Origin of the sequence: Nocardia cyriacigeorgica GUH-2 (assembly GCF_000284035.1) — a bacterium.
Taxonomy (GTDB): Bacteria; Actinomycetota; Actinomycetes; order Mycobacteriales; family Mycobacteriaceae; genus Nocardia; species Nocardia cyriacigeorgica_B.
Window position 1 is genome coordinate 5,990,605 of sequence record NC_016887.1, and the last position, 18,013, is coordinate 6,008,617.

Sequence of the window (18,013 nt, forward strand, 5' to 3'; positions counted from 1 at the left end):
TCCCGCACGGCAACGCCGGGGCCACGGAACGCCGGGGAGCAGCGCCTTCCGGTGCACAGTGTCAGCCAGTATCCGCTCGCACAGGGCCGTTCGCGGCCGTCGGCACGCGAAAGGTGCGGCGGTGAGCATCCACCTGGCCGACCGAAGCCGATCATCGCGGCGATTCCAGGTCGCGCCCGCGTCGGTTCGTTTCGATCTCACCCTGAGCGAGAACCCTTTCCCGCCACTGCCTTCTGTACGCGTGGCGATTCAGCGCGAGGTGGGTCGAGCGAACAGATATCCCGAGTTCCTGCCGACCCGCCTGCCCGCCGTCATCGCCGACAGGCTGGGCGTCAGCCCGGACCAGGTGGTGGTCGGCTCCGGCGCTACTGGCGTTGCCATGCAGATCCTGCACACCCTCGCCGGGCCTGGGTCCGGCTGGGGCTCGGGCTGGGGCTCCGGCTTCGGGCCCGGGTCCGACTCCGGCTCCGGGTCGGGCTCCGGGTCGGGCTCGGGCTTCGGCTCCGGGTCGGGCTCCGGGTCGGGCTCGCGCTTCGGCTCCCGGTCGGGCTTCGGGTCTCGCTCCGGCTCCGGATCCGAAATGGTGCTCGGCATGCCGACTTTCGACGGCTACCCGATCATGGCCGGTATGGTCGGCGTCGACGTCGTCGGCGTACCCCTCGACAAGGCCGGCGAGCAAGACCTGCGCGCAATGTCCCGCGCCATCACCTCCCGCACCCGCCTGATAGTCCTGTGCCGCCCGCACAACCCGACCGGAACGCTCATCCCCGAACGCGACCTGCGCCGATTCCTGCGCACCGTCCCCACTCACATCCCGGTGATCCTCGACGAGGCCTACGTCGAATTCCTCCCCGCCGCCGACCGCATCGACCCACGCACCCTCCTCTCCCGCCACCCGAACCTGCTGATCCTGCGCACCTTCTCCAAGGCCTACGGCCTCGCCGGCCTGCGCATCGGCTACGCCCTCGGCAACACCGCCCTGATCCCCCGAGTCCGCCGCATCCAACTCCCCTTCGGAGTCCCCACCTTCGCAACCGCTGCCGTCACCGCCTGCTACGCGGCCGAACCCGAACTCGCGGTACGGGTAGCGCGGATCACCGAGGAGCGCGATTCACTGCGGGAGGCGTTGCGCTGTACAGGAATCAACGTTCCACCGAGCTTTGCAAACTTCCTCTACCTGCCCGGTCCGAGGGTTGCGACAGCATTGCGCCGCGCAGGCATCGCCGCCAAGGCCTACGCGGATGGGAGTGCGCGGATCGCGGTAGGCGATGTAGATGCGGGACGAGCGGTGCTGGATGCGGTGCGCGCCGTGGCCCGGACCGAGTCTCGCTAACCGGTGCTCTCGGCGTCCGAGGTCGGCTCGGCACCGTCGCTGCAACCGACACCAACCGCCGACAACCCGACCGCGAGCACCATGATCAGCACGCCGGAACGGCCGTTCCGGCGTGGACGCCTTCCGAGTCTCCGCTGACGCCGCGCAAGAAGCGCACTACCGGCAGGCGGCGGGTGAACGAATGGGCCGGGGGAACACTGCTCCGCTCGGTCTTCGACCCACGCCCGAGCAGTCGGGCTCTCCGTAGTCGGTGGCGGCGCGGCAAACCGGCAGCGGTGTGGCTCGGGAACCGGACCTCTAGGGCTGCACTCGCGCTGGCTGGCTGAGCAACGCCGTACGCATCCAGTCGAGCGTGTGGTGCACCCCCTCATGCAAAGAGGTCGTCGGCTCCCACCCGAGCAGCCGGCGCGTTCGGGCGAGATCCGGTGGTCGAGCACCGGGCGTCGACGCGACCCGCAGCGCAAGCCCATCGGATCCCGCGCTGCTGGTGCGGCGGGGAGCAGCGCATTCCACCCAACCGCGCCCTGCCAGAGCGATGGCTGTGCGGGCGAACTCGCTGAGCGTGACCATCGGCCCGCCGATATCGACCGGCCCCGCTGTTTCGCAGTCGAGCAGGGCGATCAGGGCGGCGACCACGTCGGTCACGTAGACGAACGACCGCTCTTCGTCGTCCAGGTAGACGGTCTGATCCCGCAACGCGGCAGCGCAGAGCGTCGCGCCGACACCGGTGCCCGGCCTCGAGTGCGGACCGTAGACCTCGAACGGCCGCGCGATGGCCACCCGCGCTCCGGGGTAGTGGCGGGCGGTCGTTTCGGCGATCAGTTCCGCTGCACCGCGTACGGATTCGGCGTCGAGACGGCTCGTGAAGCGCGGCCGGCGATCAGTCCCTCCGTGCGCGCCGGAGACGATGACGATGCGCGCCCCATGCGCGACAGCCAGATCCAAAGCCGCCATCGTGCCCGCCGACGCGGCCCTGATCACCTCGATCGGATCACTGTGCGTGCTGCCGCCGTGGCCGAGATGGGCGACGTGAGTGATCGCCCCGAGCCCGGCGAGAGTGCCAGGAACCGTGCTATCCGCGCAGCGAAAGGCGAACTGCGGGTGCGCGCCGAAGTCCCGCATCGCGGCGGCGCGCTCGGCACTGAGCGGATCGATGGCGGTGACGCGATCGCCCCGCTGGAGCAGCGCCCGGCACAGATGCGAGCCGAGAAAGCCCGCGCAACCGATCACCACGACATGGTTCACGACATCCCCTCCCGACGCCGGTATCGACGCGAGGAATCCGGGGTGATGCGCCCGGCGGCGACCAGCGCGGTGAACGCCGCACGTTTGCGGGCGCAATCATGTTCGCGGTGGTGACGCATGGCTTGATGGGCGTCGTCGATGGTCAGCGGTGCCAGCGGAAGTTCGCAGGTCCACGCCGTCCAACTCGTCTGATCGACCTGGTCGAACGCCACATGCCTGCGTGCGACACCCCGCGAGCGGTGCGCCCCGGACCGCGCGATCCGGCGATGAGCGTGCGCCCGCTGCGGCGGCTCCTCCGGCCACAGACACCCGATGATGAGCACCGCGATCACACATCCCGCGAGAACCGAAACCACACTCGACATCACATGCCACGAATCCACCGCACTCACCCCTCCCGGCCTTCACCGGCATAGCGGGTGAGCCCATCGAGCACCTGACGCAACGTGGCAAGGTCGGTCATCGCGGTCGGCTGTCGAACACTCGCGCCCTCATGCACCGTCGCATCCAGCCCGACCGATCTCGCGCCCGACCTGACATCAGATGCCGTTGCGGCAGTCCCGAACTCGATCCCCCGCCGATAAGCCCGCTCCCGCGGACTCACCGACTGCGGCGCGAGCCGCCCGACATGCACCAGCGTGCAATACGCGACCCACTTCCACGCACACCGCTCGACCCGGCACTCCCGATGCCGCCGCATCACCCGATGCGCCAACTCCACATCCGCGACCCCACACACAACCGGCGCCGCAAGCACCTCCTCCCCCGCCATCACGCCGCCCCCGCCAGATACACGGCCGCGCCCCGGGGAGTGGCACATGAAGCTGGACCGCACGGCGTGTCACCTGCCTCATGCACCACTCGTGCAGCCGCCTCGGCCGATGGCGGGGCATTGGTGGTGGAGGTTCGGGTCCAAGTGGTTGCGGGGCAGACGGTTTCGAGGTCGTACCCTTCGTCGCAGACCCGCGCCGGGCTGTAATCGGTGTGGGCGAGATCGAACACGACAATGGTCTCGACACCCAGCGCAGCGGCAATACCGAGGGCATACCCCACCGGATCGGGATCCCCACTCGGCGGCCGCACCGTATACACAACCCGCCACCCCGACTTCATGGCGTACCTGCGTATCTCAGCCGCATGCCGGACAGCATGCGGCCCGGAAACCTCCTCACGAACAAACCCGATAACCGGCGGTCTGCGGCCGCCCGGCCCGACCTCCACGACGCGCGGATCTGACATGTGCCCCTCCGAAACATGATCGATGGACGAGATCTGAGGCGTCCGAGCGGTCCACGGCAACGAATCAACGTCAGGGGGATCAATCGGCGACCGCCTCGCCGATCAGCTCGCTCCCGCCGATGCTGTTGTGAGTCTGGGGGATTCGTATGGGGTTGACCTGCGGAGTTGCTCGAACGTTGAGTTCAGAAGATCACGGCGCGCTACCCTCGGCCAAGGAGAATCGAATGATTCGAATCCAACTGGCCTGAAGTCCCAGAGCGCGATTCGATCGTGGTTCAGGGGTTGATTCGATTTCGCGCCGCCGTTCCACTCACTTTTGCAATCGGAGGCACACCATGACCAGCGATGATGTAACCGAACCATCGACCTTGCCCAGGCGGCAGCTCGCCAGGTTCCTGCGCGAACAGCGCGATGCCATGGGACTGAGCATTGCGAAGGCGGCGGCCCTCGTAGAGCTGAGCCAGGCCGCGTTGCAGCGCATCGAAGCGGCCAAGACGAAGAAGATCCGCGCCGTGGATGTGCAGGCTCTATGCGAGTTGTACGAGGTGTCCGAAGCAAAGACGGCACACGCAATCGAACTGGCCAAGCAATCGCGAGTTACGTCCTGGTACACGGCTTTCGCCGGCCTGTACAGCGACCCGACATTCACCATGTACGTCGAGCTGACAGCCTCGGCGCGCCAGCTCATCTCGTACCAGGAGATCGTTCTCGGGCTATTGCAGACACCCGACTACGCGAGGGCCTTGATCAGCGCCTTCTACCGGGACGAAGCCAAGGAAGACATCGAACGTCGTGTCGAGCTGCGGATGCGGCGACAAACCATCGTGACGCGCAAGACTGCGCCGGTCCAGCTGGAGCTGCTGCTCCACGAGTCTGCGCTGCACCGCGTTGTCGGCAGCCCGCGGGTCATGGCGGCGCAGCTGCGCCATCTGGCCGAGATCGGCAAGCGCGAGAACATCAGCATTCGGATCCAGCCGTTCAGCGCTGGGTACGCCCGTGGGCTACTGCACGGACCGTTCGTCATCCTGGACTTCGGCGAAGACGCCAAGGGCCGACCTAAAGAGCCCCCACTCGTGTACTTCGAGGGCCACGGAAAACCGGACATCTATCTCGAGAGTGCCGAAGACGTCGAGCGTTACTATGATTTGGCTTCCGCGATACGAAGCACTGCGTACGACGAAATGAAGTCGCGAGACCTGCTCAGGCGGGCAGCAAGGGAGTATGAAACGTGAACACGGACCTATCCCAGGCAGCATGGTTCAAGAGCACCCACAGCGGCGGCCAAACCGATTGCGTCGAGGTGGCATGGCTTGGGGATGGCCAGGTCGGCGTCCGTGACTCGAAGAATCCCACCGGACCGGCGCTGGTCTTCGCCCCGACTCAGTGGGATGCATTCGCGGGCGCGCTGCGAGCGGGCGACTTCGACCGTTAGTCCCGTCCCGCAACGCTCGACACGATCCGCACTGACGAGTGGCACATGACCGAGGCGAATCGCGAGACGAGCCCACGCTCGTGTGCCACTCGATGGCGTTCGTACCAGGCTGGACAGCCGTATGGTCGCAGTTCCAAAATCTGTCGACCCGTGCGCTCGAATCGAGTGGAACCGATCAGCGCGTAGCTGCGTCCTACACTACGAGCGGACAAATCGGCAGCTGGACGGGAGCAGCGGTGGGACAACGAACGACAGCGGTGGTAGCGATGCTGGCGGGAACCTTGCTGGCCGCGACCGGGTGCAATGCGACCAACGAGGGAACCGCAACCCCGGTCTCGACCACAGATAAGGCTGCCGCCACCGAAGCACTGTGGGATCCGTGCACACAAGTCGGCGAGGATGTGCTAGCCCAGGTTGGGGTGGATTCGTCCACTAAGGACACCACAATCTCGGGCGTAGAAAACGTGGAGGGGTGGAAGCTCTGCTCGTGGCACAACAAGCGATCCCGCTGGGACTACACGCTGGGCATCTGGTCGACGATCCACACTGTGGACGAAATCAAAGCCGATCCGAATAATACTGATTTTACGGACATAACAGCAGCAGGACGCTCAGGGATCCAGTTCCGGAAAGCGCATGACGCTGCCTACAATTCCGTGTGCTACATCGCCTTTCCGTCCAACGGGCAAACATTTGAAGTCTCTATCTACAAAACTCCACTGACCACGGACGATCGGGATCCCTGCGAAATCGCACTGGCTGCATCCGAGTTCGTAGTTCCCGTGTTTCCAGCAGAGTAGGAATAGCCCGATGAGCCTTGACGCTGAAATCTCGAGATGGCAATACCTCGCCGACCAAGCAAAGTCAGGGAACTTGTACTTGGACGATGCGGTGGCGCGAAGCTGCCGAACGGCGATAGATGATCAGATCAATGTCTACACTGAGTGCCTAGCAGGCATAGAGCGAATGGCGAATGTCACCGGTCTGGGTGATTTCGAGTGCGGCAAGGAACTCGGCAGGCTACTCGGGTTGAAGGCATTTGACCCCGCAGGCGACGGCGACCTGGCGACAGCCCTACGGGACCACCTAAAGGTATTGGCACTCATGGGTGATACCATCCAAGTAACTCTAGACCGCCTGCAAGAGCAGGATTCCACCAATTCGCAAGGCTATAACGGCGTCTGATCCGCAGGGGGGTGCACGATGCTCGGTCTTCCATCTTTCGAGACGATCGTCTCCAATGTCGGCAAGCTCGTACTGTCCGGCCCGTTGGGCGCGATTGTCACGTCCAACCACGAATTCGACGCCGCCGAAAACGCCTTGAACGTCGCGTTGGGCGATCAGAGCCCGGAATCCATTGCCGCGCGCAACCGTATCAAGGATCTCGCCGACAATCATTTCGACGGCGAGTTTCATGATCCGCGTATTCCCGACAGCTTGTACGGCAATGTGCGCAGCGAGGATCTGGACGAGCTGTATCGCAAAGCGCAGGCCGTCGATGTCGCCGCCATGACCACATTGCATCAGGCCTGGCAGGCGCGGGCGGAGAAGCTCGAGACCGGGCTCAGTGCCTTCGGCCCGAAAATCCTTGCCGCGATGGAAGACACCTGGGAGGGCGAGTCCAAGAAGGCCGCCGCTCAGGGGATCATCGACTATGTCGAGAAGGCCAAGAGCCTGGTGTCGGGCACCAAGATCGTGGCGGGCAAGGTCGAGCTGGTGAAGTCGGCGGTCGAGGTGACCAAGGCCAACGTCCAGCCCAGCCCGGACACCAGCGGCTGGGGCAGCAAGGTCGCCAGCTGGACTCCGGGCCCCACCTGGAAAATGAACGAAGACCGCACCAACGCCGCCGAACTCGCCACCCACTACATCCTCGAACGGGTCTACCACCCCGGCATCCGCGAAGGCGACACCGGCCAACCCCGAATCCCCCTGGCCTACAACCCCATCCAGCAACCCGGCCCCGTGCCACCGGTCACCCCGCCCGGCCCCTGGCCACCGGACGGCCGCGGTGGCGTCGAACCACCGGACATCTCCGGCGGCGGCGAAGAAGAAACCCCCGAAACCAGCGGCGGCGAACCCGAAGACACCACAACCGCCGGCGTCGAACCGGGCACCACGTCGGCGAATCCGTCGAGCCAGGCCGCCACCAACCCGACAGGACTCGGCACCACACCCGCCTCCACCAATCCGGCATCCACCACCGGCCTCGGCACCGGCGGCGTTCCCGGAACCGGCTACACCCCAGGCGGTTCCGGCACCGGCGGTATCGGATCGGGTGGCTCGGGTTCCGGATCGGGCGGTCCCGGCTCCGGCGGCATCGGATCCGGGTCAGGTGGCCCGGGTGGCATCGTCTCCGGTGGACCCGGCCGCTCACTACCCGGCGGCGGCACCCCCGCAGCGGCCGCCGCCGCGACCGGCGCGTCCGCCGCCGCCCGTGGCAACCGCCCGATGGCGATGGGCGGCCCCATGATGCCGCCCGGCGCGCGCGGCAAGGGCGACGACGACAAGGAAAAGGAAAAGTCCGCCATCGCCGAAGCGCTGGTCACCAAGGAGCACGGCGAGGAACTCACCGGGCTCGATCCCGCACACCGGCCGAAGACCGTGCCGCCGGTCCTGGGCGAATAACGCCCGCGATGATGACGATTCGCGGTAGCGCCCCCGCATGTCGCGTGACCGTGCGCGCCGGGCGGGCGCAGCGTTCGGCGAGCACAGAGCCGGGCACGTTCGGAGTTCGGCGCGCGGAGTTCGCTGAGCGCAGGGGACGGCGAGTCCGGAACCGGACGAGCACAGGGACCAGGCAATGGCATTTGATCAGGCGAATGACCCCGGGATGGAAGCGATGACCCAACGCACCTGGACCATGTCCGGGCTGGAATTGACCGTGCTCTGGCACGCCATCGGCCGCGACATCCTGCCCTACCCCCTGCAATACCGTCCCACCGAACCCACCGCCGACGCCTACGACCGCGCTTACAAATCCGCCGCCACCCGCATCCAATCCCTCTTCGACGAAGACATGTACGGCCCGCTGCGCGTGCTGGTCGAACCCGAGGCCAGGATCGAAGTCGCCGGATTCGCCGGCGCCACACCCCCCGTCATGCCCCGCGCCGCCGCCGACCCAACATCCATGGTCCGCATCCACGCCGCCATCTCCGGCAACGCCGCGGTCCTGCTCACCCAGCACCCCACCGACAAACCCAACTCCGGCGGCGCCATCCGCATGGACTACCTCCCCGCCCGCACCATCACCCAGCGCATCATCACCACCCTCCCCACCGCCTCACCCGGCACCACCGCCCCCTTCCACATCAACCGCACCGACCTCGAATCCCCCGACAACACCCCCTTCACCGCCTTCACCGACGACTCCCCCCGTTCCCGCCACGACCAGATCACCCGTTTCTTCGAACGCCCCCGCACCACCGTCACCCACGTCGCCATCTACCCCGGCCCCGCCTTCGACAACCGCCCCACCCCCACCCGCGACTTCCACATCATCGACTACCCGAAGGCCGCTACCGAATCCGCACCACCACCTCCATCCAATCCACCCCCACCACCCCCCAAGCCCTCACCACCCACCTAACCCACCTCCTCACCCGCACCCTGGAGGAGTACCGGGAAGACACGGACCCGGCCTATTACTGATCGATGGCAGGTCAGACAACGGGCGCCCTTGCACAGGATCGAACTTCCGAAGTCGGCGCTTATCAGCAAGAGAGGATTGCGAATCATGACCGATGAGCTGAAGGTCGAGCCAGACGACCTTGATAGCTACGCGACTATCCTCAGGGATCTGTCGGGGCAAGCCGGCACCGCGAAGAAGTATGTTTCGAGCTATTTCGACATCGACGGAGAGCAGTCGAGGCTCTTCTTCTTCGTGAAGGGCATGGTCGACCAGATTCGGCAGGACCTGGAAGCGAACTACGACAAGCTCGCCCGGCTCGCCGACGCATCCTCGATCGAACTCGTGAACAGCAGCCAGATGTACCGGACAACAGATCACAACCACGCGAAGCAGTTGGATGCCCAGTACGTGGAGGTGCCACGTTGACCCAACCACAAGAGCAACTGACGGAACCACAAGCTGAACAACCGATCTCCGACGAGGCCGCGTTCCTACTGGGGGCCAACTTCGTCTCGCCGTCCTATGCTGTGTTCTCGATCATCGAGAAGGTCATCCACGTCAAGATCCCCGATTGGCTGGCATCCCAAATCGGTGGCGACTGGGAGGCAGTCAGTCGAGCAGCGAACGCAGCCGGCAACCTGGCGAAGTTCAACACCTCGTTCGCGGAGTCGCTTACGACAAACTGGCAGACCATACTTGATGAATCGTGGAAAGGTAACGCTGCCGCAAGCGCGAAAGACTATTTCGCGGTACTGGCCAGCTCACTCAACTACCAAGCCGGTCCATTGAACACAATCGATCAAGAACTGCAAAAGATAGCCAACTCGATGGCGAACCTGTCGCGCGTTCTTGGAGACCTGGTGCAGATCCTGGCAGATTCGGCAATCATCTGGAGTATCGAGGCACTGGTAGCTCTCGGCCCAAATCCCGACCCCACCGGCGCCTCACGAGCCGCCGCTCTCGCCGCGATGGCAGCTACCGCCGTCGCGATGGTGAAGACGTTCTTGACGATGGTTGGGAAAGTAACGGCCGTATACGACTCGTTCGTTGCGATCTGGGCCCTCCTCGAACATCAAGTGCGTGGTGCTGGACCTGAAAAGCTGCCAAGTCTCGGCGAGAAGGCATACGACCACCCTGGAGTTTCCTGATGAATCAACCGCCTGAGTTCATGTTCGATGTGGCACGCGGCGACATCGGCGTCGCACGGCGTCTACGCAAGTCCCTGGAGCGGATCAAAGCCTCGCCTATGGCAGCTGATCCACGCGTCCGGAACGCGTTGGAGGACGTGTTGTCCGGGAAGATGAGCGTGCGGGAATTCGGACGGTCGAGCACTTTCGCGAATCTGCTGGACCAGATTCCGAAACAGAAACTAGATGACGTCCTGAACCAGTCGGAGCAACAGCGAGAACGGCTAGCCAAGCAGGGCGAAGCAGACCTAGAGCGGCTGCGTTCGGAAGAGCCGCAGCGCCCGGATCAACCTGCCAGCGGTTCGCCCGAGCAGGAAGGCCGTCGGCCGGAAGCCTCACCACCCAGCGCGCCGCCCTCTGCGTCGGCACCGTTAATTCCTGGCACTCGCAAACCGAACCGTGACCAGATATTCACACCGGATGAACCAGACGAGGACGACCTGTACTTCCAGGAACGTCGTAACCGCGGCTGGCTGGAGTAGCGGCCCATGGCAAGTTACCCGCAAGACCCTCTGGCCTACTGCGTTCGACTCCCGCTCCGTAGCCGACCGCCTGCCGAAGTGGCCCAGCTGAAGAAGCGACACCCGGACCTCTCGCCGGACACGAAGTTCTGGGTACTCGAAATAGCCGCTCCGATGCCGCCCGTCTGCACCGCACACGGGCGGCCTGAGGTCGAACACCGAAAGTATCCACTACGTTTCATGCAGACCAACCGCGGTCGCATACAGTCAACCGCCTACTCGCAGCTACGTTCGTTCGCGCTATCGCTGGCAAAAACCCGGCCATGGAACCCCTTTCCAAAGTCGGCCGAGACCAACACCTACCTGTTCGGAGAATGGCCGCTATGTACGAAATGCGTGGAGCGATTCCGGCGCCTCCAGTGGACCAGCAGGATCCTCATGCTCAGCGGCGTCATCCTGATAGCCGCGTACACGATTGCGCGGATGATGGTAGATGGCCTGCTGGTCCAGCTCTTCCTGCTCATCACCCCCGGCTGGTTCCCGATCGGCATAGCCGTCGCCGGCCTCTGCTCCATATCGGCAAGGACCTACGTCCGCTGCGAACCCCTGGTGGACAATTCGACCGTCCTCATCCACGCCCACCCGGATTTCGTTGCGGCCGTCGGGAATCTTCCAAACACAAAACGCTCATAGGCAGCTACAACCACACCACTGCGGCAAAGCGGCTCGCCGGGCGAGAACCCTGTGGCCGACACAGGTAACCTGCTGAGATCGATTGGAGTCGGAGGCGTCATCCTTCGCCGCCATCGAACTCGATCAGGTCATCGATCGCTGATCTGAGCCACGCATAGAAGCTCGGAAAAGAACCCCTATCCTCCCAGCCCGGATCCGCGAAGTCGTGAACTACCCGAACACCGCGCAGATGCACAGCCAGTGGGGCCGATGACATCGCTACTTGCGCGAGATCGATTGCGGGAGCATGCCGCTCGTCCACGCTGCGTCGAGTTTCCACAGGTATGCGCGCGGCGACTTGATTTCGATCATTTCCCCTAGTGCCGTGCCGTCTAGAGTAAAAGATATGTTGTAGGCGTCCGATACCGACTTGATCATAGTCGTCGCAAATCTACGACAGTTCGAGCACCACTCAATTAGTTCAGCCCTTCCATCAAACCGTTTCATTTCGTGATAATACGCACGGACTGATACCTGGACGCAGTGGGGGCAGCACCGCTCCTGCCGTATCGAATCAAGTTCGGCGCGAGCAAGTTCAGCCTTCTCTACGCCGCTGAAGCCAGTCCACATCTGGTGATTCATGGTCCTGCCGCCGAGTTCGCTAAAATGGAGAATCAGTCGCCTTGGTTCGCGATCCACAGTCCTGATAGGAAATTGAATAGGTTAGGGAAGTCTTGGATTGCGGCTTCGGTGAAGTCCGGGTCGGCAGATCCAATCGCCGCTCGGAGTTTCCCCTCCGGGATTTCAGAAAACTCGCTTCCCGGATCGGCCACCTTGGTCGGTACAATCATCCAATTGCGTCCCGGTTTATCGACACTCCAATCTATGGCGCCCGAGTAGCTGCTCACCGCCGAATGAATCCTATTCGCCGTGTCATCTCGCTCCGACTCGTATCGCCACACGGCAAGCGGTGGCCTCCGTCGTTTGTAGTCGTCGTAACCAACGTCAATACGGGCCCATTCAACCGCACCGAGCTGCGACAAGATGCGCAGGATGGCATTCGCAGCTTCGATATTCGTGGCCTCACTCAACCTGACCACCTTATTCCAGGATTCAGCGACTTCATGATCCTATGGAAATCTCCGATTGGAACCGGCGTCGTGGAGAACCGTGGATCGTAGACGTATCGACCGTCAGTATAGACCTCGTGGAACACATATGGGGTCATTTGACGCCCCATGTCTTCGGGTGTGGAAATTGATCCGAACCGGTCCTGCGGTTCATATCGAATTATGCTACCTTCACCATCAGCTCTGTTCAGCATGAGCTCTGCGATCTCCGAGCAGTCCGTGTTCTCGTGGTAATCACGATTCATCAACTCGTCCAATCGAGGATCCGGCGGATAGGCTGGATTCGGTTGTCGGACCAGGTATGTGCCGTCCTCCGTTCGGCACGGGACAAGCCCTAGGGGATCGGTCCATGTGATCGGATTTCGTGGGTAAGTATTCGGGTTCGCACTCGGCGCCAGGCCGATCGGGTCATTCGTTAGAAATCGACCTGAATCTGGATCATACGTACGGTGGAGGTTGTAATGAAGCCCGGATTCTGGGTCGAACTGTTGCCCCTGGAAGCGTAGAAGGGTATCCGAGGTTCCTCGCCAGGCGACACCTCCCCAGAGCGAGGTTATCGCTGTCGCCTCAACTCTTCCGGAAATTGGATCGAGAAGTTCGACTGGTGCGCCAGAAGTATCAGTCGCGATCGCGACGAATTCACCTTTGCCGGAAGGGATTTTCTTGGATTGCGCAAGCGGTGTGTGCGTCGCCGGATGGAATAGCCAACTCACGACCGAGATATTTGATATCTGTTCGATCAAATATTTTGTTTCCCAAACGTATCCAGTTTGATCAACGGGCACGCCGCCCGTGGTGAGTCGTTGTTTTGTGGTCCTGCGGCCGAGGGCATCGTAGGTGTAGTGCCACCACTGACCCTCCGGCGTATACACGTCCGTCAGCTGGTCGAAGGCGTTGTACCGGTAGTGCCAAACGTCGGGTTTGCGCGATATCCGTGTGGTGGTCTTGCGGATGAGGCGGCCGGCGGGGTCGTAGTGGTATTGGTGTCGGCCGTCTCGAATGAGGAGGTTGTTGTGGTACTCGCGGCGCGTGTCGGCCGGTGAGTGTTGCTGGGGTGCAGCTGGGTTGGGCGGTAGACCGGGTGGAGCAGGATATCCCTGGTGAGACCCTGGCTGCCCGGAGGCAGTCGGGTGCCCCGGCCCCGGGGTGGTTGCGTCGGGCGTGACGACTCCACCGGATGTGATGTTGCTGAGTTTGTCGTAGCTGTAATGCTCGGCGAGAGCCCCGTTGCGGGTGATTGCGGTGACGCGCCCGATCGGGTCGAGGGTGTATTGGCGGTGGTCGGGGGCGGTTTCGGGGTGGGTGGTGGTGTGGGCGGTGAGGTAGCCGTCGGGGCGCCAGGTGTAGTCGTCGCGGCGGAGGATCTGCGGTTCGGGAGCCGAGGGTGCAGGGGTCGGTGTGCTGGGGAGGTGCGCGGTGACGACCTGGTGGGTGGTGTGGCCGACGGGGGTGAATGCGCGGTCGATCGAGATGTTCCCGATGCGCCAGCCGGTGGTGCGTCCGAGCGGGTCGTGGGTGAACGAGATCGCATGCCCGTCGGTGGTCATCGCGGTGACGCGCCCGGATACATCGTGGGTCCAGGTGGTGGTTGCGCCGGAGGGGGTGGTGCGGGAGGTGCGGCGGCCGAACTCGTCGTGGGTGAAGACCATGGGTGGTTGGTCGTCGAGTTGTTGGGAGGCGAGTCGGCCGGTGCGGGTGTGGGTGAATTGGAGGGTGTGGGTGCGGGTTTCGTTAACGCCAGAGACGGCGGTTTTGATGCGTCCGGCGAGGTCGTGGGTGTAGTGGATCCATTCGCCGGTGTCGGCGGTGATCGAGACCAGGCGGCCGAGGATGTCGTGGGTGTGGTGGCGGGTGACGCCGGTGGCGGGGGTGACGGTGTTGATGCGGCCGGCGGGGTCGTGGGTGTAGTGGGTGGTGGCGCCGGTGTAGTCGGTTTCGGAGGTGAGGCGGCCTGCGGGGTCGTAGCGGTAGTGCCAGGTGTGGCCGATGGGGTTGGCGACGGTGGTGAGGCGGCGTTGGGTGTCCCAGGTGTAGTGGGTCATCGCGCCGTCGGGTTCGGTGCGGGCGGTGAGCAGGTCGAAGGCGCCGTAGGTGTAGCGGGTGATGCCGCCGTTGCGGTCGACGTGGGCGGTCAGGTTGAGTTCGCCGTCCCACACCCAGGATTCGCCGATGTCGTCGGGGTCGATGCGGCGCAGCAGTTTTCCTTCGCCGGACCAGATGTAGCGCACGGTCGCCCCGAGCGGATCGGTGACAGCGGTGGGACGGCCGAAGTGGTCGCGTTCGATGGTGGTGGTTCCGCCGTGCGGGTCGGTGACCCGGACCGGGAGTCCGGCGGCGTCGACGTCGATCGTCGTGACCGCACCCGTGGGTTCGGTGACCGAGGCGATGGCGCCGCAGGCGTGGTGGGTGTATTCGGTGCGGTTACCGGCCGGGTCGATGACGGCGGAGAGGTTGCCGCCGGTGTCCCATTCCTGGCGGTGGACGGTGCCGTCGACGTTGAGGATGGCGCTCGGGCGGTTGCGGGCGTGGTGGGTGATGCGGATCTGGGCGTGATCGGGGCGGGTGATGGTGGTGAGGTCGCCGTCGGGAGTGTAGTGGTAGGTGGTGACGGCGCCATCGGGGGCGATGACGCGGGTGGGGCGGCGGTCGTCGTCGTAATCGGTGCGGGTGCGGGCGCCGGACGGGTCGATCTGTTCGATCAGGCGTAGGTCGGCGTTGAAGACGAATGTGGTTGCCGCGCCGAGGGAGTCGGTGTGGATGGTGCGGTGGAGACTGTTGTCGGGGGTGGTGAAGTAATCGAAGGTGGCGTTGAGGATGTTCGAGTTGCCGTGCTGGGCGACGACTCGACCCTCGAGATCGTAGGTGTTGACCATGCGGTTGCCGTTGGAATCGGTCCAACCGGTCAGCCGGTGGGCGTCGTCGTAGGAGTAGTGAGTGGTCGCGCCGACACCGTTGGTGACCGAGACCAGTTCGCCGGCTTCGTAGACGAACGTCCTGACCTGCGTGCGGATCTGCGCCGCATCGGCCGCGTATGCGTCCGGTGAGGCTTCGGCGGATCCGTCGCTCGGGGATAGCTTCGGGTCCGTGCCGACCACAGCCAGCGCGGTGACCCGTCCGTCGTCAGTGGTGACCCGCACCCGGTAACCACCGGAATGGGTGATCTCGACCGGGGCGCCGTCGGTGTCGTAGTGGAAGCGGATGCGGTTGTGATGACGGTCGGTGACCGCGGATATCGCGTAATTGCCGAGCAGCGTGTCCAGCCCGCCGAGCGCGGGAGCGGCGTCGAAATGCCAGGTCAGCTCGCGTTCCGGGTCGTGGACGCGGTAGCCGCCGGCTTCGGTGCGGGTCATCGTCCAGCGCTGGCCACCGTTGCTGGGCAGCACGGGCTTATCCGGTTCGGCGTGCGGGTAGACCAACAGCAGGCCGTGCTCGCCGATGAAGGTGACCGTGTCGGCTTCGATCACCACGCGCATATCGAGCGTCGACGACCAGGACGGGCCGAACCAGCGCCCGAACCGGTAGCTCGACCGATGCCGCCGCAACAGCACCAGCGGGAGAACACCGGGCAGGCTCAGATCGGTTTCCGGGAGCAGGAATTCACCGGTGGCGACGTCGACGGGATCGTTGCATTCGGTGACGTCTTTATCGTCCTGGGTGTTCTTCGGGCCGCCTTCGGTGGCCTTGTCGCCGGCGCCTTCGTCAGCCTTGGCTTGGTTCTCCGGCTTCCCGGATGAGTCCGGCGTGCGCTGGGTATCCGGATCACCAGTCTTCGACGGCGGATCCGTTGATGCCGGCGTGGTGTCCGGAGACTTGTCGCCCGGCTTGCTCGGAGAATCGGGATCGGTCGTCTTCTTCGGCGAGTCTGTCGAGGCGGTCGTGGTATCGGTGGAGGACTTCTTCGTCGACGATGGCGTGGACTTCCCGCCCTTGCCGAGCGTGCGGGCGATCGCCTGCCACGCGTCATTGAGCTTGGCCAGCAGCGGTTTCAGCTTCGCGAACGTGGATGCGACCTTGGAGAACAGCCGCGCGATCGTCGTCATCGTCTTCGCCACGAACGTCGCGGCCTGCGCGGCGATGACCGGGGTCGCGGTACCCAGGGAGAACACCGCCTCCGCCGCCCACACCGCCAACCGGCCAACAGCCTGAGCGACGATATCGCGCACCGTCATCCGCACCGCGGCCACGATCCCGCCCGCCATCTCGATCGCCTGCGAAGCCGCCGTCGCCGCAGCCGACGCCGCCGCCAACGCATCCGAGGTCTCCGCCGCCCGCGCCCGATACGCCGACGCCGACGCCCCCGACCAATTCGCGATATCCGCCTCGACGGCCTGCTTATGCGTATCGACCGCCGAACTGACCTGCGTGGCAACGTTTTCCCACGTCTTCGCATACGCGGTGATCTGATCAGGATCCCCGGCCACCCAATCCAACGCATCCGACAACGGCTGCACATGCTCGATCAGGAAACTGACACCGAACCCCGCCAGCGTGCCGATAGGGTCGACGACCATGGCCGCGACCTCCATCCCCGCGGCCGCGATCCCCACCCCCGCCTCGATCCACGACCCCGACGAAATCGCATCCTTGACATCGGCGACCGACTCGAACAACGTGACACCGGAATACCACTCGGTGGAATCCTCACGCGCGGCGATCAACGGATTCGACGCCGTCTCCGTCACTGCGACACCCCGCTACCAGCCGCCTTCACCGCCGCCGCGTTCGAACCATCGGTCTGGGCGAACGAATCCGCCGCCGAACGCAACTTCCCGGCGTCCTCGGTGAGAGCGGTCAACGCCGTCTCCAGCGCCGTGATCCCGTCGGTCTCGACCGAATCCACGAACAACGGGGGCAAGAACGCGCACAGCTTGCCGAACGCATCCGTTGGAGCCGACACCGCCTTCGCCGCTTCCAATGCTTGGCCCATCGGACCTCGCAGACCGTCCACATTCGTCGCGTGAGTGCGCAGTTCCTCCGGATCCACCTGCACCGGTAGAGCATCGGTCACGGTCTTCCCCCCAATCGAGCATTTCCAGAACGCTCGACGGCTGGCGTCGGCGTCTCGGGTGATGCTACCGGGCGGGGTGGAGGTCCGAGATGACGTAGTGCTGATCGGAATCACCGGCGCGGCATACTGGTCGGATGCTCGGTGCAGGAGAATTCGACCTCGTCATGGCTGTGGTACGTGGCGATGCCGACGAGGTGCGGCGCGCTCACGAGGCCGGTGTGGATCTGGCGAGTGTCACCACGCCGGCTGAGTGGCCGCCACTGTGCGCGGCCGCATATTCCGGCTCACCCGAGTGCGTCCAACTCCTCTTGCGGGCCGGAGCACGGGTCGATGTTCGCATGGGGCCGCAGGCAGGCAGCTCGGGCGGGAAGACGCCCAGGGAGCTTGCGGCGATGCACGTTACAGATGGAACGGCGGAGATACTCAGGCTGCTTGCGCAGTAGACCGCTGAGGGGCAGCGGTTGAGTAATGCTCACGCCGACCGCGGTGCGTACATGATCACCGCAACGCCTACCAGGCAGATGGCGGCGCCGATGAGGTCCCAGCGGTCGGGGCGGAAACCGTCCAGGGCCATGCCCCAGAGTAGAGAGCCGGCTACGAAGACTCCGCCGTAGGCGGCGAGGATGCGGCCGAAATTGGCGTCGGGCCGACCCGCTTCCACGCCGGCGCGGCGTTGAG

18 protein-coding genes and 1 pseudogene are annotated in these 18,013 nt (G+C 64.4%); 12 read left to right on the forward strand and 7 right to left on the reverse strand.

Annotation, left to right across the window (positions count from 1 at the left end; genetic code table 11):
* Window positions 1–202: 202 nt before the first annotated feature.
* Window positions 203–1,333, forward strand: coding sequence for an aminotransferase class I/II-fold pyridoxal phosphate-dependent enzyme (locus NOCYR_RS26905; RefSeq protein ID WP_228793223.1), 1,131 nt, complete (start codon window positions 203–205; stop codon window positions 1,331–1,333).
* A gap of 297 nt (window positions 1,334–1,630) precedes the next feature.
* Here NOCYR_RS26905 and NOCYR_RS26910 read toward each other — a convergent pair whose 3' ends face one another.
* The 3 genes from NOCYR_RS26910 to NOCYR_RS26920 are packed head-to-tail and all read right to left on the reverse strand — an operon-like array spanning window position 1,631 to window position 3,350.
* A complete protein-coding gene (locus NOCYR_RS26910; RefSeq protein WP_014353576.1) occupies window positions 1,631–2,578 on the reverse strand; it encodes an NAD-dependent epimerase/dehydratase family protein in 948 nt (315 codons plus the stop codon).
* Window positions 2,575–2,961: a hypothetical protein gene (locus NOCYR_RS29855; protein ID WP_158430220.1), complete on the reverse strand. Its 387-nt coding sequence runs from the start codon at window positions 2,959–2,961 to the stop codon at window positions 2,575–2,577. The genes NOCYR_RS26910 and NOCYR_RS29855 overlap by 4 nt, the downstream gene beginning before the upstream one ends.
* A 5-nt stretch (window positions 2,962–2,966) precedes the next feature.
* Window positions 2,967–3,350, reverse strand: a complete 384-nt coding sequence (locus NOCYR_RS26920; protein ID WP_048833768.1) for a hypothetical protein — start codon at window positions 3,348–3,350, stop codon at window positions 2,967–2,969.
* An 802-nt stretch (window positions 3,351–4,152) separates the two neighbouring features.
* On the opposite strand from NOCYR_RS26920, the gene NOCYR_RS26925 reads away from it, so the two are divergent.
* The 10 genes from NOCYR_RS26925 (at window position 4,153) to NOCYR_RS26960 (ending at window position 11,218) form a co-directional block, all read left to right on the forward strand.
* Window positions 4,153–5,049, forward strand: coding sequence for a helix-turn-helix domain-containing protein (locus NOCYR_RS26925; protein WP_014353579.1), 897 nt, complete (start codon window positions 4,153–4,155; stop codon window positions 5,047–5,049).
* Window positions 5,046–5,249, forward strand: a complete 204-nt coding sequence (locus NOCYR_RS28730; protein ID WP_014353580.1) for a DUF397 domain-containing protein — start codon at window positions 5,046–5,048, stop codon at window positions 5,247–5,249. The genes NOCYR_RS26925 and NOCYR_RS28730 overlap by 4 nt, the downstream gene beginning before the upstream one ends.
* A gap of 266 nt (window positions 5,250–5,515) precedes the next feature.
* A complete protein-coding gene (locus tag NOCYR_RS28735; protein ID WP_158430222.1) occupies window positions 5,516–6,049 on the forward strand; it encodes a DUF3558 domain-containing protein in 534 nt (177 codons plus the stop codon).
* Window positions 6,050–6,059: 10 nt separating this feature from the next.
* Window positions 6,060–6,434, forward strand: a complete 375-nt coding sequence (locus NOCYR_RS26930) for a hypothetical protein (RefSeq protein ID WP_014353582.1) — start codon at window positions 6,060–6,062, stop codon at window positions 6,432–6,434.
* 18 nt (window positions 6,435–6,452) lie between these two features.
* Window positions 6,453–7,874, forward strand: coding sequence for a hypothetical protein (locus NOCYR_RS29860; protein WP_014353583.1), 1,422 nt, complete (start codon window positions 6,453–6,455; stop codon window positions 7,872–7,874).
* Between the two features lie 205 nt (window positions 7,875–8,079).
* The gene (locus NOCYR_RS26940; protein ID WP_014353584.1) at window positions 8,080–8,835 is read left to right on the forward strand and encodes an ESX secretion-associated protein EspG; all 756 of its coding nucleotides are present in this window, start codon (window positions 8,080–8,082) and stop codon (window positions 8,833–8,835) included.
* 147 nt (window positions 8,836–8,982) lie between these two features.
* Window positions 8,983–9,303, forward strand: a complete 321-nt coding sequence (locus tag NOCYR_RS26945; protein WP_014353585.1) for a type VII secretion target — start codon at window positions 8,983–8,985, stop codon at window positions 9,301–9,303.
* Window positions 9,300–10,025 (forward strand): hypothetical protein, encoded by a 726-nt coding sequence (locus tag NOCYR_RS26950; protein WP_014353586.1) that lies wholly within the window; start codon window positions 9,300–9,302, stop codon window positions 10,023–10,025. The genes NOCYR_RS26945 and NOCYR_RS26950 overlap by 4 nt, the downstream gene beginning before the upstream one ends.
* The gene (locus NOCYR_RS29535; RefSeq protein ID WP_014353587.1) at window positions 10,025–10,546 is read left to right on the forward strand and encodes a hypothetical protein; all 522 of its coding nucleotides are present in this window, start codon (window positions 10,025–10,027) and stop codon (window positions 10,544–10,546) included. Before NOCYR_RS26950 ends, NOCYR_RS29535 begins: the two co-directional genes overlap by 1 nt.
* A 219-nt stretch (window positions 10,547–10,765) precedes the next feature.
* Window positions 10,766–11,218 carry a hypothetical protein gene (locus tag NOCYR_RS26960; RefSeq protein WP_148280774.1) on the forward strand — a complete coding sequence of 151 codons (453 nt, stop codon included), beginning with the start codon at window positions 10,766–10,768 and terminating at the stop codon, window positions 11,216–11,218.
* 653 nt (window positions 11,219–11,871) lie between these two features.
* Here NOCYR_RS26960 and NOCYR_RS29540 read toward each other — a convergent pair.
* The 3 genes from NOCYR_RS29540 to NOCYR_RS26970 are packed head-to-tail and all read right to left on the reverse strand — an operon-like array spanning window position 11,872 to window position 17,335.
* Complete coding sequence (locus tag NOCYR_RS29540) at window positions 11,872–12,288, reverse strand: hypothetical protein (protein WP_148280775.1); 417 nt, start codon at window positions 12,286–12,288, stop codon at window positions 11,872–11,874.
* On the reverse strand, window positions 12,285–17,009 hold the full coding sequence (locus NOCYR_RS28020; RefSeq protein ID WP_014353589.1) for an RHS repeat-associated core domain-containing protein: 4,725 nt from the start codon (window positions 17,007–17,009) through the stop codon (window positions 12,285–12,287). The genes NOCYR_RS29540 and NOCYR_RS28020 overlap by 4 nt, the downstream gene beginning before the upstream one ends.
* The gene (locus NOCYR_RS26970) at window positions 17,006–17,335 is read right to left on the reverse strand and encodes a type VII secretion target (protein WP_014353590.1); all 330 of its coding nucleotides are present in this window, start codon (window positions 17,333–17,335) and stop codon (window positions 17,006–17,008) included. The genes NOCYR_RS28020 and NOCYR_RS26970 overlap by 4 nt, the downstream gene beginning before the upstream one ends.
* 164 nt (window positions 17,336–17,499) lie before the next feature.
* Here NOCYR_RS26970 and NOCYR_RS31065 point away from each other — a divergent pair, with 164 nt between their 5' ends.
* A complete protein-coding gene (locus NOCYR_RS31065; protein ID WP_416382433.1) occupies window positions 17,500–17,778 on the forward strand; it encodes an ankyrin repeat domain-containing protein in 279 nt (92 codons plus the stop codon).
* A gap of 29 nt (window positions 17,779–17,807) precedes the next feature.
* Here NOCYR_RS31065 and NOCYR_RS30685 read toward each other — a convergent pair.
* A pseudogene (locus NOCYR_RS30685) lies at window positions 17,808–17,984 on the reverse strand (YnfA family protein); the annotation flags it as partial.
* Window positions 17,985–18,013: the final 29 nt, after the last annotated feature.